The following is a 22123-nucleotide window of genomic DNA, read 5'->3' as shown; positions in this document are numbered from 1 at the left end:
TCCAAAAGTGACCCGCTGTAAAAGCGGAACCGCCAGCCGCCGTTACCGCAGAAACGGATATGTACTCAATCTGATCCAGCATCCTGGTCGGCCCGGAGGCCGCCATTGGGGGCAAGCCCCCTCCCACATTTGGACCGAGGTGTACCAGGTGGATAACCGTCGATTCAGCTCTGTACCACCCCCGTCCCAAACCGCCGAATCGCCAGGCAGTACCCCACCAACGCCAGCGCCGCCAGCAACCCGCCCGCCGCGCCGATCCAGGCGAAGCCAAAGTGGCTGCCGACCCAGCTGCCCATCAACGCACCACCGCCGATGCCGATGTTGTAGATACCGGAGAACATCGCCATGGCCACGTCGGTGGCGTCGGGTGCCAGCACCAGCACTTTGGACTGCATCGCCAGGCCGAAGCCCATGATCGCCATGCCCCAGAACACACTCAGGACCACCAGGTAGGACTCCGCGCCGCTCAACGGCAACATCAGCGCCAGGCAGGCCGCAAGCAGGAACACGCTGCTGATCACGAAGACGTGCGGGTTGAAACGATGCACCAGGCTGAACAGCAGCGAGCCGATGATGCCGGCACCGCCGAATACCAGCAGGATCAGGGTGACTGCGCTGCCACCCAAACCGGCGACGCCTTCGACGAAGGGTTCGATGTAGCTGTAGGCGGTGAACTGGGCGGTGACGGTCATTGCGGTCAGCACGTAGAGCGCCACCAAGGCCGGGCGCTTGAACAGCAGCGGCAGGCTGCGCAGGGAGCCGGAGTTCTGGCTCGGCAACGGCGGCAAGGTGCGCCCCAGCCAGAACACCAGCGCGGCGGCGAACGCGGCAATCACCAGGAAGGTGGTGCGCCAGCCCATGGCCTCGCCCAGCAGGCGGCCCAGCGGAATGCCCAGCACCATCGCCAGGGACGTGCCGGTGGCGAGCAGCCCCAGGGCCTGCACTTGCTTGCCCTGCGGCGCCAGGCGCACCGCCAGGGACGCGGTGATCGACCAGAACAGCGCATGGGCCAGGGCGATGCCGACTCGGCTGACCATCAGCAGGCCGAAGCTGGTGGCCACGCTGGACAGGATATGGCTGACGATAAACAGGCCGAACAGCACGATAAGCAATTTGCGCCGTTCGACGTTACGCGTGAGCAGCATCACCGGCAGCGACGTCAGCGACACGATCCACGCATAGATAGTGAGCATCAGGCCGACGCTGGCCACGGGCATGTCAAAGCTGGCGCCGATGGCGCTGAGCAGGCCGACCGGCACGAATTCGGTGGTGTTGAACACAAACGCGGCCAGCGCCAGGGCGATGACCGGTTGCCAATTGGCTTGGGGAGTTGCGGCTGAAAGGCTCATTGAGGGGCGAGGTACTCTGACAGTGATCAAACGGCCGCGCAGGACACGCGGGGCCGTTGAGCATTCTATAGGTTTCTCGCGGCGCTGTTGGCCCTGATCCTGCCCGGTTATCGCGTGACGGGTCAGCGCGACTGCCTGAGCGCCGGGCGAAATCGGCCTGATCAGCCCCGGCTCACGGATCCACCTGCGTCATCAACTCGGGAATGCTTTCCGGGCGCCTGGCATAGCGCTGGGCCAAGGCCGCACACACCATCAACTGGATCTGATGAAACAGCATCAACGGCAGGATCAGCACGCCCATGGTCGCGCCGGCAAACAATACCTGGGCCATCGGCACACCGGTCGCCAGGCTTTTCTTCGAGCCGCAGAACACAATGGTGATGCGGTCTTCCAGGTTAAAGCCAAACGCCTTGCCCAGCAGCGCAGAGGCCACCAGCACCAGCGCCAGCAAGATGCAGCACGCCAGCACCAGACCGCCCAGTTCCCACAGCGGAATCTGGTGCCAGATGCCTTCGTTGACCGCCTCGCTGAAAGCGCCGTAGACCACCAGCAGGATCGAGCCCTGGTCGACGAATTTGAGCCAGGACTTGTTGCGCCCGACCCAGTCACCGATCCAGCGTCGGGCAATCTGGCCGGCGACGAACGGCAGCAGCAACTGCACGCTGATCTTCAGGATCGCGTCGACGGTGGAGCCGCCATCGCCGTGCACATTGAGCAGCAGGGTCACCAGCAAGGGCGTGAGGAAGATACCGAACAGGCTCGACGCCGCCGCGCTGCAGATGGCCGCCGGAATATTGCCGCGCGCCAGGGAAGTGAAGGCAATCGCTGATTGCACGGTGGCCGGCAGCGCGCAGAGGTAGAGCATGCCCATGTACAGGTCGTTGCCGATCAGCGGCGACAGCACGGGCTTGAGCGCCAGTCCCAGCAGCGGGAACAGCACAAAGGTCAGGCTGAACACCAGCAGATGCAAACGCCAGTGCCCCGCCCCGGCGACGATGGCCTGGCGCGACAGCTTGGCGCCGTGCAGGAAAAACAGCAGCGCGATGGCAAGGTTGGTGATCCAGCCGAAGGCCACGGCGGTCTGGCCGCTGGCCGGCAGCAGGGAGGCGAGGATCACCGTGGCGATCAGGGTCAGGGTGAAATTATCGGGCAGGAAACGCGGACGGGTCATAAGCAAGTCTTCCAGGGGTTGCCAAGCGCATGGGGCGACTCTAACGTAACGATCTGTTACCGACTAACGCCAATGAGCCAGTAAATGCCGCCTAAAGGACAGGATAAAACCGTCCGACGCACGGTGCCCGGGCTGTCCAGCCTGCCGCGACCGGTATATGGACGCACCGAATCGCTGCCCAATCGAGCACTGACGCGCCGACACAGCCATCCGTGGGTGCAGTTGTCCTATGCCATTTCCGGGGTGCTGGAGATCCAGACCAGTGCCGGCCGCTTCGTCGCGCCGCCCCAGCGTGCGGTGTGGATTCCGGCGGGCATGCCGCACCGGGTCTACAGCGCGCCCCACACCGAAATGCGCAGCCTCTACCTGGATTGCAGCGTCACTGCGTGGGCGGCCGGGCACTGTCACGTGCTGGAGGTGAGCAGCCTGTTGCGCGAGTTGATCCGCAGCTTCAGCGAACGGCCGGTGGAATATGCCGAGGATGGCCCCGATGGCCGCCTGGCCCAGGTGATACTGGACCAGCTCGCCGCCGCGCCCCCGGTAGACTTGATGCTGCCCCTGCCCCATGACACCCGCTTGCGGCAGATCTACCGCAGCCTGAACCTGCATCCGGAGCAGCAGACCACGCTGGGGGATTGGAGCCGGAAGCTGGGGATCAGCGAAAAAACCCTCAGCCGCTTGTTTCTGAGTGACACCGGGCTGACCTTTCGCGCGTGGCGCCAGCGCCTGCGCCTGCTGAGCGCCCTGCCCGCCCTGGAGCAAGGCGAGCGGGTAACGGACGTGGCGCTGGGCTGTGGTTATGAATCGACGTCGGCGTTCATCAACGCGTTTCGCCAGCAATTCGACGCCACGCCGGGGGAATTTTTCCGTTGAGGATGGCCCGCCAACTGCAAAAAATCCCCAAACACGCGCTCGGCTGGTATTGTGCCGCGCTTTGGAACACCGCTACCGACTTGCGAGGAATGGACGTTGGACACTGACGAAAAAATGACTGGAGACCTGTTCGAGGTCGATAAGCGCCTGTCACTCAAACCCGTGGTGGACTTCAACACCTACCTGCGCGACGCGTTTGGCAACGGCCCGTGCACCTGCATACGCTGCACTGCCAGCGGTGGCGATGAAACCGGCTACGGGTTCCAGCACACGTTCAATGTCGACGGCAAACCCACGCACCGCCGCTTTGCCACCACGGCAGGCAGTGACGTGCTGATGGCGCTGAAAAAGGCCTGGCTTTCGTACACCAAGGCCGAGCTGCCGCTCAGCGGTGTGTTGGCGCTGGAGACGGTGAAGGAGTTTGTCGAGCCGCAGTTGCACAAGCGCGTAGCGCCACTGCTGTTGGCCAGCGGGTTGGTCAAGGACGTGGATGGCCAATTGCACATTCAGCCACAAGCCTTGACTTGAACGCACTTCAAATGTGGCAGGGGGCTTGCCCCCGATGGCGGTGAGCCAGCTAAGCATTGGTTGGCTGACACACCGCTATCGGGTGCAAGCCCCCTCCCACACTGGTTTTGTATCAGCAGGTTAAAAGCCGGGAACGCCTTGCATGCGGAGCTCGGGAGACAGTTCTTCCAGCGGCTCGGTCAGCGGCCGTTCGCTCATCCCCGGCAGCAGAATCACTTTGCGGCACTCCTCCTCGCACTTGTCGAACATCTCATACCCGCGCGCCGCCTGTTCCAGCGACAGCCGGTGGGTGATGATCGCGTCCGGGTTCAGGTGGCCCAGTTCGATATGCTCCAACAGCTCCGGCAGATAGCGCTGCACGTGGGTCTGGCCCATCTTGAAGGTCAGGCCCTTGTCGAACGCATCGCCAAACATGAAGCCATGGATAAAGCCGGCATACACCCCAGCCACACTGACCACCCCGCCACGGCGCACGGCCGCGATGCACTGGCGCAGGGCCTTGCCGCTGCTGCCTTCGATCTTCAAGGTGGTGAGGATGGTTTCGGTGGTGCTGCCCTTGGCTTCAAAACCCACCGCATCCACCACGCCGTCGACGCCGCGCATACCGGCGGTCTGGCGGATGATGGTGTCGGCCGGGTCATCGTCCTCTTCAAAGTTGATCGGGATCACGCCATACATCTTTTGTGCGTAGGCCAGGCGATAGGGATGATCGTCGACCATGAAAATCCGTTCGGCACCGAGCATCTGCGCGCACGCCGCGCTGAGCAAGCCCACCGGGCCGGCGCCATAGATCGCCACGCTGGAGCCTTTGCCGATACCGGCGTTGGTCACCGCCTGCCAGGCCGTGGGCAGGATGTCGGAGAGGAACAACACTTTTTCATCCGCCAGCAACCCAGGCACCTTGAACGGCCCGGCATTGGCCCTGGGCACCCGCACCAGCTCCGCTTGGCCACCGGGGATGCCGCCGTACAGGCGGCTGTAGCCGAACAACGCGGCACCCGGCGGGATCGCCTTTTTATTCAGGATTGCGCCACGCCCGTCGTTGGTGGTTTCGCAGGCGGCGTACTGCTGCAACTGACAAAAAAAACAATCGCCGCAGGCGATCACGAAGGGGATCACCACGCGGTCACCGCGCTGCACCGCCGTGACTGCGGGGCCGGTTTCCTCGACGATGCCCATGAACTCATGCCCGAAGATATCGCCGTGCTCCACCGTGGGGATCTTGCCCCGGTAAAGGTGCAGGTCCGAGCCACAGATCGCGGTGGCGGTGACGCGCAGAATGATGTCGTCGGGTTGCTCAATGATCGGGTCAGGTACGGTATCGACCTGGACTTTATGGGCGCCTTGGTAGGTCATCGCGCGCATGGGCTGCACTCCTGTGATGGGGACTTACTAGTTAAGGGCACGCCGAGCGCAGGGCGTTCCCTCACCTTGCGGCGGTAAGCGATAAATGGTCGTTCAGCGCAACCGCGTGACCGTAAGCGCCACCACGGCGATCCGCTCGACGCGTTCATACCCGGGCTTGTCGAGTTCTTCGCCGAAGACGTCCGGGTCCAGTTCACGGTAGGTCCAGCCATAGGCGTCACTGGCCAGCAACGGCTTGACCGCTTCCAGGAAGGGATCGCCGCCGGCCACCATCGCCACGCCGGTATACAGCAGCAGGCTACCGCCAACGGCCAGGCGTGCGAGGGATTCGCCGGCGATGCGCACCGACAACTGCTCGCCCAACGCACCACCGCCATGGCGATAGGCGCGTTGGCGGTCGTCATTCATGTACGGCGGGTTGGCGACGATCAGGTCGAATTCGCCCTCGACGCTGGTCAGCACGTCACTCTGGTAAACGCTCACATTCGTCAGGCCCGCCAGCTCGGCATTCACCGCAGTCAGGCGCAGGGCGCGCGGGTTGATGTCCACCGCGAGCACCTCGGCGTCGTGCCGTGCATGGGCGACGACCAGCGCACCGACACCCGCTCCGCAACCGATGTCTACCGCGCGTTTGAGCGGTTCGACGCGCTGCTGCAGATAGGCTTCGATCACCTGGGCGAATCGATAGCTGTCGGGGCCGAAAAACACCGCGTCCGCCTCGACGGTGGGATAAGGCGAATGGGCAAACAGCAGGTCGCCCAGGCTCGACCAGCGCACGGTGCTGCGCCACAGCGCGTCGTGTTTTTCGATCACTCCAGCTTGCTGCAGCTCTTCACGAAAGGCCTCAGGCAGCAGGTCGTTGTCGAACGGCATGGACCAGCCGAACACATCGCGCAGGTTCATCGCCAGGGGTGTCCCCAAGCGTCGGTACATGCGCTCGTGGGTCAACGGGGTCGGGGTGATAAAACGGTAGCCGCTCTCCTTCAAGCCTCGGCCAAGATTCAGCAGGGCACGATCGGCCAGTTGTTGTGCAGACATGGACACATTTCCTTAGCGCAGACGCGCGCGCAGTTGGATAAAGCGGCGGGTGGCATACAACCCGGCGGGGCTGCAGTGGCGCCGCGCCGACATCCACGGAATCAGCGCGCCCAGTTGCTGCCCATCGGGCAGGCTCCACAGTGATTCGACGAGGGCCTGGGTATCCGGGTCAGCCGGACGGTGCTGCTCGCGGCTGAAACGGCTGCCGCGCCCGGGTCTTACCGGCGCCACGCGCTGGGTGCCGATCCAGTCACCGGCGATCCAGTCATGCAGCACCTGTTTTTCATAACCGCTGAACACACCGAACATCGCAGCGCCCGCGCCTTCGATCAACTGCCAGAAACGGCTCTCGGCGGGGTCCTGGTTGCGTTTGATCCAACCCTTTTCCTCCATCGCCCTGAGGAAATCACCCATCTGCCCCGGCTTGGCCAGCCACTGATTGACAGTCTTGCCTTCGAAGCGGCAGTAGTCCGAATGCATATGCTGGCCAAAGCTGCGCTTGCGTTCGAGCATGGCCATCACTTCATCCTGCAGATCAAAACCCTCGATAACCGCGGTGGTGCCTGGGCCGAGGTCGTTGAGGCGATACCCGGCGGCGACGCGACGGTAGAACTCTTGCCTGCCCTCACCCAGCGGCAGCAGGTTCAATACCGACTGCGCGGCTTTGCTGGCGTGGCCGCTGCTGGCGTTGTCGATGGTCACGTGAAGGGTGAAGTAATAGGGGTCGATGCCCAGCTCGCTCAGTTCGTAGGCAGTGATCAGCAGGTGCAGCGGCAACTGCTCGTAGCCCAGGTTGTAGCCGATGATTTCCGGCAAGAACTCTTCGGCGCACAGGCCCAGGGCCAGTTGCAACGCGCCTTGCAGATAGTGGCCGTCATCAAGCCCCGCCTCGCTATCGGCATCGTGCTCGCTGAGCAGCTTGCGATAGATCACCACATGGTTCTGAGCGGCTTCGCCGTCGCCCAGCTCTTCGAGGTAAGTGGTCAGCAGGCCGTCGAAGCGCTGATCCTGCCAATAGCGCAGCAGGCCGTAGAGCCATGCGCCGTCGACCTGTTTGGTCGGGGCCACGCGTTGCAGCACATACAGCGCGTGCGCCTTGTTCTGGAAGTAGCGGCGCGGCCGACCTTGCTGGCGTTGCTCCAGATATTCGGCGTAAGCCTGGGCCACGGCGGCGCAGCGCTGTTCCACCCAGGCCGGCAACTGCTCGGGCACATCCGGCAGGTCGCTGACGGTCTCCTCCACCTGCGCCAGTTGATCCTGCAGGTAATCACGCGCCACTTGCGTGGCATCCGCAGATTCACCGTACAGCTGTTGGTAGACCCGTTGATGGCGGCCCTGGGCCGAGTCTGTGACAGAGGCCGGTTGGCCCGACAGCGCTGTGAGGAGTGTCATGGTGGCAGTTTCCGCAAAGTCCGTTACAACGGGCCATCCTGCAAGGCGGCCCCGCAAAAGCGCTTGAACCACGCGCTTACACAATGCAGAGCATCGGGAGGTGCGGAAAATTCAAATGAGGTTGTTAAAGGGGGGATAAGCGGTCGCTGGGCAAAATGAAAATGTGGGAGGGGGCTTGCTCCCGATGGCGGCGTGTCAGTGACGAACTCATTGACTGATCCACTGCTATCGGGGGCAAGCCCCCTCCCACATTTTTTACATCCTGGGTTGCTGCGTTGTTATTTACGCGCAGCCTCCCACTGCTTGAGCAGGTCGTTGTAGTTCACGGTCTCGCCTTTGGGCTTCTCGTTGGCCAGTTTCGGTTTCGGCGCGCCAGGCTGGTCGAACCAGTATTGCGCGTCACGCTCGGGGTTCATTTTCGGGCCGCACACCGGTTGCACCTTGGAGCGTTCCAGGCGCGTCATGATCGCGTCCTGCTCCTTGGCCAGGTTGTCCAGGGCCTGTTGCGGGGTTTTCTCGCCGCTGGCGGCGGCGGCGATATTGCTCCACCACAGTTGTGCCAGGCGCGGGTAGTCCGGCACGTTGGTGCCGGTGGGCGACCATTCTGTGCGCGCCGGGCTGCGGTAGAACTCTACCAGGCCACCGAGTTTGGGCGCCATGTCGGTCATGGCCTGGGAGTTGATATCGGACTCACGAATCGGCGTAAGACCGACGATGGTCTTCTTCAAGGACACGGTTTTGGAAGTGACGAACTGCGCGTAGAGCCAGGCCGCGAGTTTCTGCTTCTCCGGCGTGGACTTGAGGAAGGTCCAGGAACCCACGTCCTGATAGCCCTTCTTCATGCCCTTCTCCCAATACGGCCCGACCGGCGACGGCGCCATGCGCCATTTCGGCGTACCGTCGGCGTTCACCACCGGCAGGCCCGGCTTGACCATGTCGGCGGTAAACGCGGTGTACCAGAAGATCTGCTGGGCGATATTGCCCTGGGACGGCACCGGGCCGGATTCGGAGAAGGTCATGCCCGCCGCCTCCGGTGGCGCATAGGCCTTCATCCAGTCCACGTATTTCTGCGTGGCGAACACCGCCGCCGGGCCGTTGGTGTCGCCGCCACGGGTCACGCTGGAGCCCACCGGATGGCAGTCCTCCACGCGAATGCCCCACTCGTCCACCGGCAGGCCGTTGGGCAAACCCTTGTCGCCGCCACCGGCCATGGAGAACCAGGCATCGGTGAAACGCCAGCCCAGGGACGGGTCCTTCTTGCCGTAGTCCATGTGCCCATAGACGCGCTTGCCGTCGATTTCCTTGACGTCTTCGCTGAAGAATTTGGCGATGTCTTCATAGGCCGACCAGTTCACCGGTACGCCGAGCTCGTAACCGTACTTTTCCTTGAACTTGGCTTTCAGCTCCGGACGCTCGAACCAGTCGGCGCGGAACCAGTAAAGGTTGGCGAACTGCTGGTCGGGCAACTGGTAGATCTTGCCGTCCGGCGCGGTGGTGAAAGACAGGCCAATGAAGTCCTTGAGGTCCAGGGTTGGCGAGGTGAAGTCCTTGCCTTCGTTGGCCATCAGGTCGGTGATGGATTCGGTCTTGCCGTAGCGAAAGTGCGTACCGATCAGGTCCGAGTCGTTGACCCAGCCGTCATAGATATTCTTGTCCGATTGCATCTGGGTTTGCAGCTTCTCCACCACGTCGCCTTCCTGCAGCAGGTCGTGGGTCAGCTTGATGCCGGTGATTTCGCTGAAGGCCTTGGCCAGCACCTTGGATTCGTACTCGTGGGTGGTAAGGGTTTCCGACACCACGTTGATCTTCATCCCACGGAAGGGTTCGGCGGCCTTGATAAACCACTTCAACTCCTCAAGCTGTTGGGCTTCGGTGAGCGTGGACGGTTTGAACTCGCTGCCGATCCATTTTTTCGCGGCATCTTCATACGCATCAGCCCAGGCCGAAGCGCTCAAACCGCTGAGGGCCAGTACGGCGGCCAATGAAATGCTATGTCGCAGCTTATTGTTTTTATTCAACATAGAGACCTCCTGGTTAATTTCAGACGGGACTCGCAGACACCCCTTCTCTTGTAGGAGCGAGCTTGCTCGCGAAAAACTCAACGACACCGCGGGCTACCAGGAGCACTGCGTTATCGTTGACGATTTTCGCGAGCAAGCTCGCTCCTACAGGGGTGTGCATACCTAGCCCCAACGCATCACACTCAACAGCCATACCAGGGAGAGCGCGGACGCCACCCAGATGCTCCAGTCGGTAACGCCGATGACCAGCAAATGCAGGTAGGCGCTACCGAGAAGACCGATAAACAAGCGATCACCCCGGGTGGTGCTGATCGGCAGAAAACCCCGCCGAGGGATACTCGGCGAGCGCAGCTCCCAGGTGGTCATGCCCGCCAGGATCAGCGCGATGCCGCCAAAGAACAGGGCTGTGGGGGTGGTCCAGGCCATCCATTCCATCATCGACTCCTCTAGACCCGGCCCAGGGCAAAGCCCTTGGCCACGTGGTTACGAACAAACCAGATCACCAGCATGCCCGGCAGGATGGTCAACACCCCCGCCGCCGCCAGCACGCCCCAATCGATACCCGAAGCCGATACCGTGCGGGTCATCACCGCCGCGATGGGTTTGGCATTGACCGAGGTCAGCGTGCGCGCCAGCAACAGTTCGACCCAGGAAAACATGAAGCAGAAAAACGCCGTCACCCCGATGCCGGAGCCAATCAGCGGGATGAAAATCTTCACGAAGAACTTGGGAAACGAGTAGCCGTCGATGTAAGCGGTTTCGTCGATTTCCTTGGGCACGCCGGACATGAACCCTTCCAGAATCCACACCGCCAACGGCACGTTGAACAAACAGTGCGCCAGCGCCACTGCAATATGGGTATCGAACAGGCCGATGGACGAATACAGCTGGAAAAACGGCAGCAGAAACACCGCCGGCGGCGCCATGCGGTTGGTCAGCAGCCAGAAGAACAGGTGCTTGTCGCCCAGGAAACGGTAGCGCGAAAACGCGTAGGCTGCCGGCAACGCCACGCTCAGGGAGATCACCGTGTTCAGGCTCACGTAGTACAGCGAGTTGAGGTAGCCGGTGTACCAGCTGGGGTCGGTGAAGATCACCTTGTAGTTGGCCAGGGTGAAATCCTGCGGAAACAGGGTCAGCCCGCCGAGGATTTCGGTGTTGCTCTTGAAGGACATGTTCAGTAGCCAGTAGATCGGCACCAGCAGGAACAGGATGTAAATCAGCAGCGGAATAACCTTGCGCTTGCTCATGTCGGCGGCCTCAGCGGTTCGCGTCGGAGTGGGTCATGGCGGTGTAGAACAGCCAGGACACCAACAGGATGATCAGGAAGTACACCAGGGAAAACGCCGCCGCCGGGCCCAGGTCAAATTGACCCACGGCCATCTGGGTCAAGGTCTGACTCAAAAACGTGGTGGCATTACCCGGCCCGCCACCGGTGAGGACGAACGGCTCGGTGTAGATCATGAAGCTGTCCATGAAACGCAACATCACCGCAATCAACAGCACGCTTTTCATCTTCGGCAACTGGATATGTCGGAACACCGCCCAGGCCGAGGCACGATCGATCCGCGCCGCCTGGTAGTACACATCCGGAATCGCGCGCAGCCCCGAGTAGCACAGCAGCGCCACCAGGGATGTCCAGTGCCACACGTCCATCACCAGCACGGTGACCCAGGCATCCGCGGTGTTGGCCGCGTAGTTGTAGCTGATGCCCAGGGCGTTGAGGCTGTAACCGAGCAGGCCGATATCGGCGCGCCCGAAAATCTGCCAGATGGTGCCCACCACGTTCCACGGGATCAGCAAGGGGATCGCCAGCACGATCAGCACCAGCGACGACCAGCGCCCCTTGGTCGGCATGGTCAGGGCGATGGCGATGCCCAGGGGGATTTCGATCAGCAACACACAGGCCGAATAGATGAACTGGCGCAGCAGCGAGTCGTGCAGGCGTGGGTCGAGCAGCACCTGTTTGTACCAGTCGGCGCCGACGAAGTAGCGGCTGGACTGGTCAAAAATATCCTGCACCGAGTAGTTGACCACGGTCATCATCGGGATCACGGCACTGAACGCCACCAGCAGGAACACCGGCAGCACCAGCCACCAGGCCTTGTTGTTCTGCACCTTGTTCATGGCAGTACCTCCAGCAGGTAATCATCGGCGTAGAGCATCAGCCATTGCGCGGGGAAGCTGATGCAGGCGCGGCCTTCGGGCACCGGTTTGTCTTCGGCCAGGCGCACTTTGAGCGTGGCGCCGTCAAGGTTGAGGGTCATGATCTTGTAGGTGCCCAGGTCTTCCACGTGGGTGACGTCGGCCTGCAGGGCGTCAGGGTTGGGCTCGTCCCACACGTGGATGAACTCCGGACGAATACCCACCTGGAGCTTTTTGTAATCGGTGGCCTTGAGGCGTCGCTGCAACGCCTCGGACAATGGCAGGTGGGTGCCGGCAAACCGCACCCCGCCCGCCTCGGCCTGCACTTGGATCAGATTCATCCCGGGGCTGCCGATGAAATAACCGACAAAGGTGTGGCTCGGGCGCTCGAACAATTCGCGCGGCGTGCCAAACTGCACGATCTGCCCGCCGTACATCACCGCGATCTTGTCAGCGAAGGTGGAGGCCTCCAACTGGTCGTGGGTGACGTAGACCATGGTGATATTGAACTGCTCATGGATCTGCTTGAGCTTGCGCCGCAGTTTCCACTTCAGGTGCGGGTCGATCACCGTCAGCGGTTCGTCGAACAGGATCGCCGAGACGTCGTCGCGCACCAGGCCACGGCCCATGGAGACTTTCTGTTTTTCGTCAGCCGTCAGGTTGCGGGCTTTTTTGCCCAGCAGGTTCTGCAGGTCGAGGACTTCAGCGATTTCCTGCACCTTGCTGTGAATTTTCGCCTCGGCCATGCCTTGGTTGCGCAGGGGAAACGCCAGGTTGTCGAACACCGTCATGGTGTCGTACACCACCGGGAACTGAAACACCTGGGCGATGTTGCGCTTCTCCGGGGTGAGGTCGTTGACCACCTGGGTGTCGAACAACACCTGGCCCTCGGACGGGCTGAGCAGGCCGGAGATGATATTGAGCAAGGTCGACTTGCCGCAGCCCGACGGCCCGAGCAAGGCGTAGGCACCGCCCTGCTCCCACACGTGGTTCATTTCCCGAATGGCGTAGTCTTCCGGACCATTCGGCGTCGGACTGTAGCTGTGCGCCAGGTTGCGCAAATGGATCTCGGCCATCAGGCAACCCTCGCAACACGGCGCCCGGGGGCCTGGACCAAGCGGCCCTGACCATCGAACACAAACAGTTTATGGGTGGGGATATACACGCGGATCGGCGCATCGACGTCGTACTCATGCACCCCCGGCAAGTGCAGCACCAGCAGGAAATGTTCGCTGCGCACGTGCAGGAAGGTTTCCGAACCGCTGATTTCGGCCACCTCCACGGTCACCGCCAGTTCCAGGTCATCATCGTTGCTCGGCACCAGGCTGATATGGCTGGGGCGCACGCCGAAACGGAACTCGCCTTCGCCGATGGGACGCAGGTCGACATTGAGGGGAAAGTGCACGAAGTTGGCGAAGCTGACTTCATTGCCACTGATGCGCCCCGGCATCAGGTTGATCGGCGGCTCGGAAAACAGCTCGGCCGCCAGCACCGTCTGCGGCTGGTGGTAGACCTCGGCGGCCTTGCCGCTCTGGATCACCCGGCCTTCGTGAAGAATGGTGGTGGTGCCACCCAGCGCCAGGGCTTCGTTCGGCTCAGTGGTGGCGTAAATGGCGATGGTGTGGCGCGCCTTGAACAGTTCGCGCATTTCCTGGCGCAGTTCTTCGCGCAACTTGTAGTCCAGGTTGACCAACGGCTCATCGAACAGAATCAGCTCGGCGTCCTTGACCAAGGCCCGGGCCATGGCCGTACGCTGCTGCTGGCCACCGGACAGTTCCAATGGGTGGCGTTGCAGGAACTTCTCGATGCGCAGCATCCGCGCCGTTTCCAGCACTTTGCTCTGGATCAGCTCATTGGACACACCGGCCTGGCGCAAGGGCGAGGCGATGTTCTCGAACACGGTCATGGTCGGGTAGTTGATGAACTGCTGATACACCATCGACACATTGCGCAAACGCACCGGTTTTTGCGTGACATCCACACCGTTCATCAGGATGCGGCCGCTGTCAGGTTTGTCCAGCCCGGCCATCAGGCGCATCAGGCTGGTCTTGCCGGACAGGGTGCGGCCGAGCAATACATTGAAGGAGCCGGGCTCGAAACGCAGGGTGGCGTCGTCGATCCAGGTTTGACCTTCGACAACGCGGGAGACATGTTCCAGGGTCAATGACATGACACGACCTTTTTATTATTGGAATGAATCTGGCCAGTTGTCAGAGCGAGTTTCGTGCCAAAGATGACAGGTGATTGATTCACAAGGGAATGGGCTCAGAGGCATGTTCAAGCGTGAATAAAATGAACAGTTCAGGCTGAACAATTGAACAGATTTGCAGTTGACAATGAACAGTTGTGAACAACACTTTATGGGCGATGAAGATCCAATGTGGGAGGGGGCTTGCCCCCGATGGCGGCACATCAGTAACAGCAATGCTGACTGACCCACCGCTATCGGGGGCAAGCCCCCTCCCACACTTGAACCCATTCCAATAGTTTGAATTGTGTAAGCCCAATAACAATAAAAAGAAGGTCACCCCATGGCCGAACCACTGGCTCACGACACCATCATCCAGGACTCCTGGCGCCGTTGCCGCGCGTTCGGGCTGGATCACCAAAGCGTCCCCAGCTTCGATCAATTGCCCGCCGAGGGCATTCGGCAGTTGCTGGAGAGCCAGCATTCACTGGTGCAGACCACCCATCAGGAAGTACTGCCCTACTACGAGAACATCCTGAGCAATTCCAACTGCCTGATCATGCTCGCCGACAACCAGGGCCAGGTCCTGACGTCGTGGGGCACCCAGCGCTTTATCGAGCCCGGGCTGGCCCGTGGTTTCAGCGCGGGCGCCAGCTGGATGGAACGCGCCAGCGGCACCAATGCCATCGGCACCGCCCTGGCCTGCGCCCAGGCGGTGCATATCGAACACGACGAACATTTCCTCAAGGCCAACCGCTTCATGACCGGTTCGGCGGCGCCGATTTTCGACGCCCAACGCGAGATCATTGCGGTACTGGATGTGTCCAGCGACAGCTACCTGCCGCCCTCCCACACCCTGGGCATGGTCAAGATGATGAGCCAGACCGTGGAGAATCGGCTGATCCTCAACCTGTTTCGCGGCGAGCATTTCCAGCTGACGTTCAACACCGGCCTGAGCAACCTCGACAGCCAGTGGGCGGGACTGCTGATCTTCGATGAAAGCGGCCAGGTGCTGTCGGCCAACCGCCGCGCAGACAACCTGCTGGGTATCAGTTTGTCGCGGGTGATGATCGACAGCTTGTTCAAGGTGTCGCTGCTGGAGTTGTTGAATCAGCCTGAGGGACTGCCGTTTTCCCTGCAAGCGCCAGGACGCAATCGCTTCCAGTGCCTGCTCAAGCGGCCCAGGCAGATGCCGGTACAGGCGCGGGTGCTCAATCAGCCTGCGCCGTCGAAGGCGACCGCGGTCAGCCTCACCGCCCTGCATTTTGGCGATGCGCGCGTGGAGAAAGCCGTGCGCCAGGCCGAGCGCCTGCTGGAAAAGGACATTCCGTTGTTGATCCACGGTGAAACCGGCGTGGGCAAAGAGGTGTTCGTCAAAGCCCTGCACCAGGCCAGTTCCCGCAGCCGGCAGGCATTGATCGCGGTGAACTGTGCGGCCATTCCGGCTGAGCTGGTGGAATCGGAACTGTTTGGCTATGAAAAAGGCGCGTTCACCGGTGCCAATCAAAAAGGCAGCATCGGCCTGATCCGCAAAGCCGACAAGGGCACACTGTTTCTTGATGAAATCGGCGATATGCCTTTACCCACCCAGGCCCGCCTGCTGCGGGTGCTGCAGGAGCGGTGCGTCCAGCCGGTGGGCAGCAGTGAGGTGTTCCCGGTGGACTTGCGCATCATTTCGGCGACCAACCGAGCGCTACGGGAGCTGGTGCAAACCGGGCGCTTTCGTGAGGATTTGTATTACCGCATCGGCGGCCTGACCCTGGAGCTGCCGCCGTTGCGCGAACGCAGCGACAAGCAGGCGCTGTTCCAGCAACTGTGGCAGCAACACCGCGAGCCCACCCAGTGGGCCGGGCTGAGTGCCGAGGTGCTCAAGCTGTTCGACCAGCACCCGTGGCCGGGCAATGTGCGTCAGGTGAGCAGTGTGCTGCAGGTGGCGTTGGCGATGGCCGAAGAACAGCCGATCCGCCCGGAGCACCTGCCCGATGACTTTTTTACCGACTTGAAACAGGCGGCGCCGCTGTCCAGCCATGAACGTCTGGATGACCACCTTGACCTCAACCAACGCCTGGCAGCCGCGGGCGGGAACATTTCCCACCTGGCGCGGGAGCTGGGGGTGAGCCGAAATACCCTGTACAAGCGCCTGCGCCAGCACGAAGGTTGATTTAGCGCCAACGCCACGACACGCCGGTGTAGATACCACGGCCGTCGGCGGGTGTGGAACGGGCTGCGTCCATGCCTTTGTCGTCGTAACCCGGCGTAACGGTGTTGGCATAACGCCGGTTGGTCAGGTTGCGCAGATCGACCCAGGCTTGCCAGTCCTGCCTGGGCGCGTCATAGCCGAACGTGGCGCCAAGGGTGGTGTAGGCCGCGGCGTAATAGGAGTTGGCGTAGTCCACCGCCACCCGCGAGGCATGCTCGGTGTTGAGGCTGGTGTAGAAACCGCTCGGATGGCTGTAGCGCAGTTGCGCCTGATAATAGTGCTTGGGGATGCCGGGCAAGGTGTTGTCGCCGAAACGATCATCGTCGCGGTAGTGGAAGTCACTGAAGGTATAGGCCTGGCGCAGCGCAAGCCGGCCATTGCGGCCGCCGTCCCACAGTGGGCTGAGCAGGCTCAGTTCCACGCCTTGATGCACGGTGGGGCTGGCATTGGCTTCGGCGATGACGGCATTGGCGGTCGCGGTCTGGGCCTGGGTTTCCACGGTCAACAGTTCGTGGCGCACTTCGGAGCGATAGAGGGCCAGGTCCCACTGGCCGAGCCAGGCCTCGCCGCGCCCGCCGACCTCCAGGGTGGTTGCGGTCTGATTGCGCAACTTCACGCCTTCGCGCTGCAAGCCGGTGGCCGCACCGCTGCCGGCGCCGAAATATGTGTTGGAACCCCAGATCATCGACCAGGCGTGCGGCGGCTCGACCGAGCGGCTCAGGTTGCCGTACACCTGCAATTGCGGGGTGAAGTCATAGCGCAGGCCGATGCGTGGCGCGTAGTCCCAATCGTGCTGACGCGTCGGTGCCTGGCCATCCGGATAGGTGACCTGGGTTTCGCGGCGCGTATGAATCGCGGCCACGCCGGTGGTCAGCCACAGGTCGGGGACCAGCTCCAGCTCGTTGCCGATATGCAGCACCGTGTCGGACCCCAGGTAGGTGTAGTCACGGGTCTTGGTGCCGGGCGCGTAGTCCTTCGTGTTGCCGGCCGGGACGCGTACATACTCCGAGGCGCCATTGTTCGGCATCGCCTGGGTGGTGCGCAGGCCGAGGGTGGTGGTGCTGTCACGGCCGAACAGGCTGTCCTGGCGGATGTAATTGAGCGTGCCACTGATGTCGGTGTAGGCAACTTTCAGGCGATTGGTGCCTTCGCGCAGGTCCATCGGGTAGTCGTGATAGGCCAGCCCGACCTCGACGCGCGAAGCGTCATCCAACTGCAAGGTGGTCTTGTTGGCAAGCCAGGTGGAACCCGGTTGCAAGCGTTTGGAGTCGCGGGCGGCGTTGAGGCTGTTGGCGGCACGCGGGTCATGGCTGATCTGCTCGCGGGTGAGCTTGCCCGGCGTGTCATTGGTGGTTTCGCGGTAGCGCAGATAAAAGCGCGTCTCCAGGTTCGGGTTGAAGCGATAGCCGACGTTGGCCGCGATGCCCTTGCCCGTCCCGGCACTCTGGTGCTGGTAACCGTCGGACTGCGAATCGGTGAGGCTGATGTAGTAATCGGCATCACCGAGCACCTGGCCGGAACTGATTTCGCGCTGGGCGTAACCATGGCTGCCCGCCTCATAGCGCACTTGCAATGTGGGCGCATCATAACCGGTGCGGGTGACGTAGTTGACGGCGCCGCCCAGGGCCAGCGCGCCCTGATCGAAACCGTTGGCGCCGCGCAGCACTTCCACCCGGCTCTGCCATAACGGGTCCTTGAGTTCATAGGGCGTGCCGCCGGGGCCGGTCAGCGGCAGGCCGTCGAACATTTCATACAGCCCGGAGGCATGGGAACCCGGGCTGCGGTTCAAGCCCGAACCGCGAATGGACAACTTGACCCCTTCGTTATTCGCTGCCTTGGCGTACACCCCGGCCTGATACTTGAAGACATCCTCGTTGGTGCTCACCCGCCCCTGCTGCACGCTGTCCATGTCGATGAAGTTAGTGCCGCCGGGCACACTGTTGAGCTGTGCCTGGGCGATCTCGCCGGCGCTGGCTTCAGACGTAGTGACTTCGACCGGCGCCAACTGCAGGTCTTCGGCCTGTACCAGCGAAGTGAGGGTCAGGGCGGCGAACAGCAGCGGTGGTTGGCGCAACAGCATGGACAGGTCCTTGAAATACGGGGGCATGCACGGCAATGCCGGCAGGCGAGCAGTCATGGGAAGGCTCCCACACCCGCCAGGTCACGCGCGATTCAAGTCACGGACTTCCCACAACCGTATCGGACCAAAATTATTTAAATGAAAACCCAGTGATCAATTGCTGCCCTGCTTGCCCGACCACTCCAGCGTCTGCATCAGATCGTCAGCATCGGAGCCGACGGGAAACCTGAAACCGTACATCTCCTCGGTGGCCAGGATGTCGGCAAGCGTATCGCATAGCTGCGCCTCCGTCGGCGCGTCGCGCAGCAGTTTGTGCGCGGGTATCAACACCTCCGAAGCGACCCCTTGGGCACTCGCGGCGTCGATGACGGCGAACAGGATAAACCGCAGGCGGATTTCGCGATCAGTAGGCCAAACCGTTTTTCGCTTACCCAAGGTAGGCACTCATGTTTAAGAAAAGTCCGAGGCTAGGGCTGACCGGGGGCGTGTTTCAAGCGGTCGAGGGCATCATAGGCAACTTCCTACAGAGGAAAGGGAAACACCGCACCGATTAGCCGTGCGCTGGAGCCAGCGTGTCACTGCACAGGCAAAAAATTCATCAGCAGCAGACTCTGCGCATAGTTGAGGCCGATGCGCCGGTAGCGCTCATCGAGTATCTGGGTGAGCAGGTCCAGGCGCGCGACAATCTTGCCGAACTCGACGGCGAAACTGAGGTTACTGCCCTCCTCCGATATCTCATTTGAAAACAGCAGCAACACACCATTGGCGTCCTGACGCTGGCCGAGCAGCCAGGTGGCTTTCTCGATATTACGGGCGGCATTGCTGACAAACTGCGGGTTGATGGAGTCAGTCACGTAAAACTGCGTGCGCCCACCGTGTGCGGTCACGAGCATGCTGCCGATCGCATAGATGAACGCCCCCACCCGATCACCACGAAACTCCGGGCTCAAGGAATAACTCAGGGCCGCCAGGTCACGACGCTCCCCCAGCGCAGGCAATGGCTGACGATTTTCGATCGCCTGGCGAATAGTCCGCGCAGCAGTCACCGCATCCGGATAACCGGACTGGCGCCACTGGCTGGGGTTGCGCAGGTACAGCTTGCTCATCAGCAGATAAAGGCTCTGCAGGTTGTCGCGCATGCCCAGGGTGGCCATGCGATCGACGCTGGTTTGAAAAAACTCATCAGGCTTGCCTTCGCTGAACTGCCTGGCGACGTCACGCCCCTGTTGCTGGCTGCAGCCAGTGGTCCACAACGCTAACAGCGCAGCCAGCAACAGCGGCCAGCGGGTGATAAAAGCAATTGACGTTCGATCCATCGGCACCGGGTCTGTGGCTGTTGGCCACCCGCAGGAATCGGGTGGCTGGGACAGAGGTAGATCAGGAGAATGGAAAAAAGTGCAGCCCCGCCGGTTCAGATAAGCAATGGACTACAGGGCGTTGCGACGATGGCTTTCACAACGCATCAATCGCCGCTGTAGAAAATTTGAATTAGCGAGTTGCCCTCTCGGTCAAGAATTATGAACGCAGTCAATCTGACGAGGTAAGCGAAATGACTATCCAGGCAGAAACACTCGTACAACTGACCCAAGCCCTGAAAGAGCGTGGCCTGAATCTGGTTTCCGATGTGCACTTCACCCGCGCGCCCTATCGGCACAATCACCGCTGGATCTGCACGGTAGAGTGATGACTCATGCCGTCAACTAATGTTCGTCGCGCGCAAAGCGCCTATGCGCGCGGATGTGTTTTTTCAGCCACGCAATCAAAAAAGCCCCCACGCCTATTGAAGATGTGGGGGCCCCTCTCTACAGATTGGTGCACTGCCCTGTGGTCTTGCTCCGCCAAGACTTACCGCCGGTCAACTTACAGTTATGTGCATCTTTATTGTTCAGGATCTTTCCAGAGCAATTCTTGGCGGACCAACATTGATTGCGGTCAACCTCAACCTCTTTTTGTTCCTGCTCTTGGGCCGTCTGTATCAGCGGTGGCTTGTCGTTGGAAAACAAGGTTTCAGTAGTGGACTTCTGTGTATCAGCGAAGACCATGCCTTGACATACAAACGCAATACTCATCAGTAAGACGCTGGACATTTTCATGTCGATATTCCTGTTCAGGACATTTTTAATTGGGTATGTACGCGATAACTTTTGAAGAACTGCATCTGCGCCCATTCAGACACCGCTACCAGGCTGACCTTGCCCTTCTTGGTTCGCCGGTAAACGATAACCGCCGTGCTGAATACCCAAGGCACGATCAATACATCACTGTCGTCCGGCGCCTTGAACTCCTGCTCCACAATCGATTCGGTAACCGACTCCCGGCTCACCTCCAGCACGTCGGTTACACCGAACTCCATATCCAGTGTGGAAGCCACTTCAGAACCGGACACCGGTTCAACCGCCTTCTCCGAAAGTGATGTCTTGAGCGACCAACTGACGGTCAATACATTCTTTATTGCCGACGTGACTGTGATCTTCTCGCTGGTCTTGCGTGAAGAACCTGCCGGGATATTGATGAAGCTTCTGGGATCGGTCCCGACGCTGTAGATCGCAACAGCAAAATATTCGTCGAGGAACAAATCCTGAGCATAAGGTGTTGGATAGTCCACATCGCCAATGCCATCCCAGAGTTCCGGCTCGATGACTAACGGCTCGGAACGGGCCAGCAGGCGCCGGCTCAGGGTCGGGCCGTCCGGGATATACTGTAATGGATTGAAATCATCTACCTGCGTCAGCTCTTTCTCAACCTGATCCCAATCGCGTACATCAGGGTTCCTAGCCGCAAACTCCAGTAAATAGTCACGGTATTCTTGCTCGACCGGATCAAGCGCTTCTTCTTCCAGTATCAGCTTCTTGTCTCGCCCTGCACGAATAGTGATTGAACGGTTGAAATCATGCCCACCCGACGGCAGGTTTTGCCAACCATAACATGTGAGAGCACCGCCACTGGTGAGGCTCGAATCATTAGAGCCAGAAAACGGAACATCAATCATCAAAGTGACTGCCCCGTAACCTTTCTCTCCCGGAGGCACCTGATCTTTCCACTGCGCGTGACACTCATAGCCCGTCCACGTTCCTCGCGCTGCGCGGATACCCAGTGCTTGAATGGTGGTATTTGGCGCAATACTGCACGGGCCGTTATCATCTTGAGAGTCACGGTACCAAGTGCCCCACTCGATTGACTTGCTAGTTACTTCCAGTGTTCGGTCCGTACCATTGGTAATTGTTAGATAGAAAGTCCATGACATTTTTTCATCTCCTTGTTGAACATCCTGCCAAGGAGAAATTAGACGCGAACCGGACAGCGTGCTGGCAATCTGACAGACGGTAAGGTTAAAAGGTGGTGCAGTTCAAAGTCCACCCTATCCAGGCACTTGCAAGACTCCACAAATCCCCACACAAAGCCGGTTATTTACTTATATAAATCATCGACCTGGTTTAACCGCCCGGCCCTACTAGAACTGTCTTCGTGTTCGACTCGGAGGCCGCTGCGTCGGTCTCCTCCATCTGCTTCATCCAGCCCGGTGACGCCGCAAGGCTGAGTCAATCGAACAGGTGGGTACCGAGAATGCAGGTGCGCAGTGTGTCCCAGGCGGCACTGGACTTCGGATTCTCCCACTTCTCCCATTTCAGCCATGCGTTGCGCAAGGCATTTTGTGTGGCGCCCTTGCGCTTGGATCAACCGCCCCTGCGTGCCCCGCCAACATACGCCGCGCAATTATTTAGCGCGCCTATTATCTCGATTCATTCTTTTGTATTCCTGAATGTACACCTGCCCCC

20 protein-coding genes and 1 pseudogene are annotated in these 22123 nt (G+C 60.8%); 5 read left to right on the top strand and 16 right to left on the bottom strand.

The window, feature by feature from the left end; genetic code table 11:
- Window positions 1–164 precede the first annotated feature (164 nt).
- Window positions 165–1349 (bottom strand): sugar transporter, encoded by a 1185-nt coding sequence (locus tag BFQ04_RS25645; RefSeq protein WP_065953187.1) that lies wholly within the window; start codon window positions 1347–1349, stop codon window positions 165–167.
- Between the two features lie 172 nt (window positions 1350–1521).
- Window positions 1522–2520, bottom strand: coding sequence for a bile acid:sodium symporter family protein (locus BFQ04_RS25640; RefSeq protein WP_065953186.1), 999 nt, complete (start codon window positions 2518–2520; stop codon window positions 1522–1524).
- Between the two features lie 84 nt (window positions 2521–2604).
- On the opposite strand from BFQ04_RS25640, the gene BFQ04_RS25635 reads away from it, so the two are divergent.
- On the top strand, window positions 2605–3393 hold the full coding sequence (locus tag BFQ04_RS25635; protein WP_065953185.1) for an AraC family transcriptional regulator: 789 nt from the start codon (window positions 2605–2607) through the stop codon (window positions 3391–3393).
- 96 nt (window positions 3394–3489) lie between these two features.
- Window positions 3490–3921 (top strand): hypothetical protein, encoded by a 432-nt coding sequence (locus tag BFQ04_RS25630; protein WP_065953184.1) that lies wholly within the window; start codon window positions 3490–3492, stop codon window positions 3919–3921.
- Window positions 3922–4041: 120 nt separating this feature from the next.
- Here the strand turns inward: BFQ04_RS25630 and BFQ04_RS25625 are convergent, their stop codons facing one another.
- The 9 genes from BFQ04_RS25625 to BFQ04_RS25585 all read right to left on the bottom strand — a co-directional run bounded on the left by BFQ04_RS25625 (window position 4042) and on the right by BFQ04_RS25585 (window position 14049).
- A complete protein-coding gene (locus BFQ04_RS25625) occupies window positions 4042–5286 on the bottom strand; it encodes a zinc-dependent alcohol dehydrogenase (RefSeq protein ID WP_065953183.1) in 1245 nt (414 codons plus the stop codon).
- A 93-nt stretch (window positions 5287–5379) separates the two neighbouring features.
- Entirely contained in the window at window positions 5380–6324 is a 945-nt protein-coding gene (locus BFQ04_RS25620) for a methyltransferase (protein ID WP_065953182.1), read from the bottom strand.
- A gap of 12 nt (window positions 6325–6336) precedes the next feature.
- A complete protein-coding gene (locus BFQ04_RS25615) occupies window positions 6337–7716 on the bottom strand; it encodes an iron-containing redox enzyme family protein (protein ID WP_065953181.1) in 1380 nt (459 codons plus the stop codon).
- Window positions 7717–7994: 278 nt separating this feature from the next.
- Window positions 7995–9737 (bottom strand): ABC transporter substrate-binding protein, encoded by a 1743-nt coding sequence (locus tag BFQ04_RS25610; RefSeq protein WP_065885013.1) that lies wholly within the window; start codon window positions 9735–9737, stop codon window positions 7995–7997.
- A 162-nt stretch (window positions 9738–9899) separates the two neighbouring features.
- Complete coding sequence (locus tag BFQ04_RS25605) at window positions 9900–10172, bottom strand: DUF2160 domain-containing protein (RefSeq protein ID WP_003232363.1); 273 nt, start codon at window positions 10170–10172, stop codon at window positions 9900–9902.
- A gap of 11 nt (window positions 10173–10183) precedes the next feature.
- A complete protein-coding gene (locus tag BFQ04_RS25600) occupies window positions 10184–10984 on the bottom strand; it encodes a carbohydrate ABC transporter permease (RefSeq protein ID WP_003174634.1) in 801 nt (266 codons plus the stop codon).
- Window positions 10985–10994: 10 nt separating this feature from the next.
- Entirely contained in the window at window positions 10995–11861 is an 867-nt protein-coding gene (locus BFQ04_RS25595) for a carbohydrate ABC transporter permease (protein WP_003174635.1), read from the bottom strand.
- Window positions 11858–12955: an ABC transporter ATP-binding protein gene (locus BFQ04_RS25590; protein ID WP_065953180.1), complete on the bottom strand. Its 1098-nt coding sequence runs from the start codon at window positions 12953–12955 to the stop codon at window positions 11858–11860. The genes BFQ04_RS25595 and BFQ04_RS25590 overlap by 4 nt, the downstream gene beginning before the upstream one ends.
- The gene (locus BFQ04_RS25585; RefSeq protein ID WP_065953179.1) at window positions 12955–14049 is read right to left on the bottom strand and encodes an ABC transporter ATP-binding protein; all 1095 of its coding nucleotides are present in this window, start codon (window positions 14047–14049) and stop codon (window positions 12955–12957) included. The genes BFQ04_RS25590 and BFQ04_RS25585 overlap by 1 nt, the downstream gene beginning before the upstream one ends.
- Window positions 14050–14410: 361 nt before the next feature.
- Between BFQ04_RS25585 and BFQ04_RS25580 the strand changes: the two genes are divergently transcribed.
- Complete coding sequence (locus BFQ04_RS25580; RefSeq protein WP_065953178.1) at window positions 14411–16228, top strand: sigma-54-dependent Fis family transcriptional regulator; 1818 nt, start codon at window positions 14411–14413, stop codon at window positions 16226–16228.
- A 1-nt stretch (window position 16229) separates the two neighbouring features.
- On the opposite strand, the gene BFQ04_RS25575 is transcribed toward BFQ04_RS25580, so the two are convergent.
- The 3 genes from BFQ04_RS25575 to BFQ04_RS25565 all read right to left on the bottom strand — a co-directional run bounded on the left by BFQ04_RS25575 (window position 16230) and on the right by BFQ04_RS25565 (window position 19663).
- Window positions 16230–18347, bottom strand: coding sequence for a TonB-dependent receptor family protein (locus BFQ04_RS25575; protein ID WP_065953215.1), 2118 nt, complete (start codon window positions 18345–18347; stop codon window positions 16230–16232).
- A 153-nt stretch (window positions 18348–18500) separates the two neighbouring features.
- The gene (locus tag BFQ04_RS25570) at window positions 18501–18782 is read right to left on the bottom strand and encodes a hypothetical protein (protein WP_065953177.1); all 282 of its coding nucleotides are present in this window, start codon (window positions 18780–18782) and stop codon (window positions 18501–18503) included.
- 140 nt (window positions 18783–18922) lie between these two features.
- Complete coding sequence (locus BFQ04_RS25565) at window positions 18923–19663, bottom strand: hypothetical protein (RefSeq protein ID WP_065953176.1); 741 nt, start codon at window positions 19661–19663, stop codon at window positions 18923–18925.
- A gap of 233 nt (window positions 19664–19896) precedes the next feature.
- On the opposite strand from BFQ04_RS25565, the gene BFQ04_RS30180 reads away from it, so the two are divergent.
- Complete coding sequence (locus BFQ04_RS30180; RefSeq protein ID WP_256095189.1) at window positions 19897–20031, top strand: hypothetical protein; 135 nt, start codon at window positions 19897–19899, stop codon at window positions 20029–20031.
- A 118-nt stretch (window positions 20032–20149) separates the two neighbouring features.
- On the opposite strand, the gene BFQ04_RS25555 is transcribed toward BFQ04_RS30180, so the two are convergent.
- Both BFQ04_RS25555 and BFQ04_RS25550 read right to left on the bottom strand, forming a co-directional pair.
- Window positions 20150–20440: a hypothetical protein gene (locus BFQ04_RS25555; protein ID WP_065953174.1), complete on the bottom strand. Its 291-nt coding sequence runs from the start codon at window positions 20438–20440 to the stop codon at window positions 20150–20152.
- 14 nt (window positions 20441–20454) lie between these two features.
- Window positions 20455–21591: a hypothetical protein gene (locus tag BFQ04_RS25550; protein ID WP_065953173.1), complete on the bottom strand. Its 1137-nt coding sequence runs from the start codon at window positions 21589–21591 to the stop codon at window positions 20455–20457.
- 317 nt (window positions 21592–21908) lie between these two features.
- On the opposite strand from BFQ04_RS25550, the pseudogene BFQ04_RS30585 reads away from it, so the two are divergent.
- Window positions 21909–22010 (top strand): annotated as a pseudogene (locus BFQ04_RS30585) (AraC family transcriptional regulator); the annotation flags it as partial.
- Window positions 22011–22123: the final 113 nt, after the last annotated feature.

The sequence above is a fragment of the Pseudomonas sp. 37 R 15 genome, from assembly GCF_900004865.1.
Lineage (GTDB): Bacteria > Pseudomonadota > Gammaproteobacteria > Pseudomonadales > Pseudomonadaceae > Aquipseudomonas > Aquipseudomonas fluorescens_AM.
Note: the sequence above shows the minus strand (reverse complement) of the source record. Positions and strands in the feature narration are given on the sequence as shown.

Bases quoted from the DNA above. Each gene is read 5' to 3' on its own strand.
- BFQ04_RS25605 (WP_003232363.1), bottom strand. From the start codon at position 10,172: ATGGAATGGATGGCCTGGACCACCCCCACAGCCCTGTTCTTTGGCGGC.
- BFQ04_RS25615 (WP_065953181.1), bottom strand. From the start codon at position 7,716: ATGACACTCCTCACAGCGCTGTCGGGCCAACCGGCCTCTGTCACAGAC.
- BFQ04_RS25590 (WP_065953180.1), bottom strand. From the start codon at position 12,955: ATGGCCGAGATCCATTTGCGCAACCTGGCGCACAGCTACAGTCCGACG.
- BFQ04_RS25565 (WP_065953176.1), bottom strand. From the start codon at position 19,663: ATGGATCGAACGTCAATTGCTTTTATCACCCGCTGGCCGCTGTTGCTG.
- BFQ04_RS25555 (WP_065953174.1), bottom strand. From the start codon at position 20,440: ATGAAAATGTCCAGCGTCTTACTGATGAGTATTGCGTTTGTATGTCAA.
- BFQ04_RS25585 (WP_065953179.1), bottom strand. From the start codon at position 14,049: ATGTCATTGACCCTGGAACATGTCTCCCGCGTTGTCGAAGGTCAAACC.
- BFQ04_RS25600 (WP_003174634.1), bottom strand. From the start codon at position 10,984: ATGAGCAAGCGCAAGGTTATTCCGCTGCTGATTTACATCCTGTTCCTG.
- BFQ04_RS25620 (WP_065953182.1), bottom strand. From the start codon at position 6,324: ATGTCTGCACAACAACTGGCCGATCGTGCCCTGCTGAATCTTGGCCGA.
- BFQ04_RS25635 (WP_065953185.1), top strand. From the start codon at position 2,605: ATGCCGCCTAAAGGACAGGATAAAACCGTCCGACGCACGGTGCCCGGG.
- BFQ04_RS25550 (WP_065953173.1), bottom strand. From the start codon at position 21,591: ATGTCATGGACTTTCTATCTAACAATTACCAATGGTACGGACCGAACA.
- BFQ04_RS25610 (WP_065885013.1), bottom strand. From the start codon at position 9,737: ATGTTGAATAAAAACAATAAGCTGCGACATAGCATTTCATTGGCCGCC.
- BFQ04_RS25575 (WP_065953215.1), bottom strand. From the start codon at position 18,347: ATGCTGTTGCGCCAACCACCGCTGCTGTTCGCCGCCCTGACCCTCACT.
- BFQ04_RS25640 (WP_065953186.1), bottom strand. From the start codon at position 2,520: ATGACCCGTCCGCGTTTCCTGCCCGATAATTTCACCCTGACCCTGATC.
- BFQ04_RS25645 (WP_065953187.1), bottom strand. From the start codon at position 1,349: ATGAGCCTTTCAGCCGCAACTCCCCAAGCCAATTGGCAACCGGTCATC.
- BFQ04_RS25625 (WP_065953183.1), bottom strand. From the start codon at position 5,286: ATGCGCGCGATGACCTACCAAGGCGCCCATAAAGTCCAGGTCGATACC.
- BFQ04_RS25595 (WP_003174635.1), bottom strand. From the start codon at position 11,861: ATGAACAAGGTGCAGAACAACAAGGCCTGGTGGCTGGTGCTGCCGGTG.
- BFQ04_RS30180 (WP_256095189.1), top strand. From the start codon at position 19,897: ATGACTATCCAGGCAGAAACACTCGTACAACTGACCCAAGCCCTGAAA.
- BFQ04_RS25580 (WP_065953178.1), top strand. From the start codon at position 14,411: ATGGCCGAACCACTGGCTCACGACACCATCATCCAGGACTCCTGGCGC.